This window comes from Paenibacillus sp. NPDC056933, from assembly GCF_042674385.1.
Classification (GTDB): Bacteria; Bacillota; Bacilli; order Paenibacillales; family Paenibacillaceae; genus Paenibacillus.
This window is the reverse complement of sequence record NZ_JBHUQN010000018.1, coordinates 1-3,602: the sequence shown is the minus strand read 5'-3', so window position 1 is coordinate 3,602 and position 3,602 is coordinate 1. Positions and strand designations below refer to the sequence as shown.

Here is a 3,602-nt window from a genome sequence, read left to right as displayed (position 1 = left end):
TGTTTTGCAGACGGTGGGACTAACGCTCATGTCATCGTAGGGGCATGGGAGCCGGGTGTGGCTGGGTATGTGACCCGCGGACCTATTGAACAGGAGAGGGATGCCCTAGTGGTAACACTCCCAGAGCAAAGGGAGTTGATGGTGTGGGATTTATTTGGATAGGAGAGGATTAGTATTAAACATCAGATAACGTTGTCTACAAAAAACCCTGTTATTAGCAATCATCAGGCGTTTGGACAAAAGCTACTGCCGGGACTGGCTTATATTGATCTGATTTATCAAGTGTTCCGAATCTATCGCTATTCATACCGGGAGCTAGAGCTCCAACATCTTTCGATTTACCGTCCACTTGTTGTACATGAGGATCGCCCAATCCGATTAACCATCGATTGTATCGAGCAGGAAGAGGGCCACTGGCGTGTTCGTTTGGAGGGCGAGGAAGCGGTTGGTGTTAAGACTGTGTATGCCGTCGCTGATATGTTTCGCTATATACCGGTGGATTACGAAGAGAGTGTTGACTTCGAATCATTCCGTAATGCAGCGACACGTTCATTCTCAATGGCCGAGCTCTATGAGCGTTGGAGCAAACAAAAATTAATTCACACTGGTTTGATGAAGACTGAAGGCCAAGTGTTTGAGGATAATGAGGCTCGTTTTATCGAGCTGAGTGTGGACAAGGAAATTGGAATCTCTGATTCGTCCAATTTTATGTTTCATCCCGCTGTAATTGATGGTGTTGGTGCTGGATCGGAAGGGCTGTTTGACGCCCTTATAAAGGATGAGGACAAGTTGTTTTTGCCTCTATATATCAAGTCATTTCGCGCATCAGATTTGATCGAAAATAGCTGTCTTGCAAAAATCCCAGTCACGTCGATCAAACGAAACGGTGAGCTATTATATATGGATATCATTTTCTATAATGATGTCGGTCACAAAATCGGGGAAATGAAGCAGTTAACGAACAAAATTGTTCGCGATGGTAGTATCCTTGATTCACAAGAAGGCAGTAATGATCTTACTGAACAACAACGGCTTATAGTAGAAGAAACGGAGCAGGCGGATAACCAAGTGCTACCCGAGACGAAGTATGTTAAAGAACAATCTCCTTCGGCACAAGTTTTTCTGAAAGGAGTGTTGGCGCAGTATCTGAAGAAGTCTGCAGAGGAAATTGAAACCAACATCGGATATTACGAAATGGGTTTGGATTCTCCAGGGTTATTGGAAGCTGTTGATATGATTGGAACGAAGATTGGGGCCGAGCTTTCACCAACGTTGCTCTTCGAGTATACGACTATTTCTCAATTAGCTACGTATTTGTCAGAAGCATATCCGGATTTCTTCGCTGCTTCAGTGTTCCAAAAAAGTACGAAGCTGAATTTTGAAACTAAACCACATAAAGAATCAAAAATAAAAGAGAATCATAGCAGCTTGTCACTGTCCGAGTCAGCTGTTGCAACAACTGCGTTATCTGGAGATATTGCTGTGATTGGAATTTCAGGGCGTTACCCAGGTGCGACAAACATGACTAATTTCTGGTTAAATCTGTTGGAAGGAAAAGACTTAGTGCGAGAAGTTCCAGAGACACGCTGGGATTGGAAGCGGAATGAAGGGATATCCTCACCTTCAGGAAAACCAATATCTAAATGGGGTGGCTTCATTGATGATCCGGATTGCTTTGATGCTTCATTTTTTCGGATCACTCCACGAGAGGCGGAAACCTTGGACCCTCAGGAACGGCTTTTTTTAGAAACCTGCTGGGAAGCAATTGAGGATTCTGGGTATACACCAGAGGATTTGGTTTCTCCTCAAGGTAGAAATAAACGACGACCTGTTGGAGTCTTTGCTGGTGTTATGCAAAAAGATTATACGTTACTTGGCTTGGAATCGTTAGGGCAAGGTAATCTGTTCCCGCTGTCCCATAATTATGCACCGATTGCAAACCGGGTTTCGTACTTCTGTAATTTTCATGGACCAAGTATGACCATTGATACGGTATGCTCCTCGTCGCTAACGGCTGTGCATCTGGCTTTGGAAAGCATACGTCATGGAGAATGCGAGGTTGCCTTAGCAGGCGGTGTAAATCTGTCGCTACATCCTGGAAAATATGTATCCTACGGTTTAGCAGATATGCATGCCAGTGATGGTCGTTGCCGGACCTTCGGGAAGGGCGGCGATGGCTATGTGTCTGGAGAAGGCGTAGGGACGGTCGTGCTCAAATCGTTGCGAAAAGCAGAGGAGGATGGCGACCATATATACGCAGTGATTAAAGGCAGTGTTATTAATCATGTAGGAGCAGTAAGTGGAATAACAGTGCCAAGTCCAGTCGCACAAGGAGAAATGATTGAGACCTGTTTAGAGAAAACAGGCATCGATCCTCGGACCATCAGCTATATCGAAGCACATGGAACAGGTACCTCGCTGGGGGACCCCATCGAAATACAAGGACTGGAAAAGGCATTCCGTCGTTACACAGAGGATGTTCAATATTGTTCCATTGGTTCGGTGAAGTCAAACATTGGACATGCGGAGTCTGCAGCAGGGATTGGAGGGCTGCATAAGGTTATTTTACAGCTGTATCATCGAACGCTGGTTCCATCACTGCACTCGTCTGATCCCAATCCGCATATTGATTTCGCTCGTTCTCCGTTCTATGTACAGCAGAAGACCGAAGCATGGAGACGGCCGATCCTAAAGGAGCAGGGAGAGGAAAAAGAATATCCACTCAGAGCAGGAATCAGTTCATTTGGTGCAACCGGTGCAAATGCTCATTTGATTCTGGAGGAATACATACCGGCGAAACAAGGAAAAGATGAGCGAAAAATTGGAAGTGAGGGAGAGCAGCCGATTCTCGTTCCGCTCTCAGCTAAGAATAAAGAAAGACTGAGTGCCTATGCCGCCAAATTACTAGATTACTTGCGCGGTGGGAAGCGAAATGGTCTGATGAGCGAAAATCTTTTGATACCGACAATCGAAGCTGACACACTTGAACCTTCATTAGAAGAGCTGGCATATACGTTACAAGTCGGACGGGAAGCAATGGAAGATCGAGTCATATTTGTTACAAGTGACAAATCTCAGCTCATGTATTTGTTAGATTTGTTTTTACAGGGGAACAAGAGCGTCGAAGGCATTTATAGGGGGCAACGGAAACCAAACAAGGATATTGCACTTCTTCTTTACGAGGATGAGGATGCTAAAGAAATGATTCGTCAGTGGCATTCAAAAGGTAAAGTGATCCAGATCGCTCAACTGTGGGCAAAGGGACTAAACATCGATTGGAAAATATTATACGGTGAACACAAGCCGTGTAGAATCAGTCTACCGACCTATCCCTTTGCTAAAGAGCGGTATTGGTTACCAGGGATTCCATCGCAATCTGGCGAAATTCGTCAAGCGGAGGGTTCAGCACTGCCATCAAGAATGACTGTTTCTCCCCAGGCAACCGAAGTTCAGCAGGAAAGAAGCATGCGTCTAGTGGGCAAACAGTTTGAGTTGGCACCCATAGAAGGTGCATCACGCCGAGCATCACATTCCTCAGTGGCAATCGTTGCCTCTGCTGCAACGAGAACATTTGCTGATGAACTGTCTAGATATCTTCCTGG

Annotated in this window: 2 pseudogenes; both read left to right on the top strand. The window is 45.4% G+C overall.

The window, feature by feature from the left end:
• Positions 1-192 precede the first annotated feature (192 nt).
• Positions 193-414 (top strand): annotated as a pseudogene (locus tag ACFTRD_RS32510) (hypothetical protein); the annotation flags it as partial.
• Between the two features lie 762 nt (positions 415-1,176).
• Positions 1,177-3,602: pseudogene (locus ACFTRD_RS32505) on the top strand (type I polyketide synthase); the annotation flags it as partial.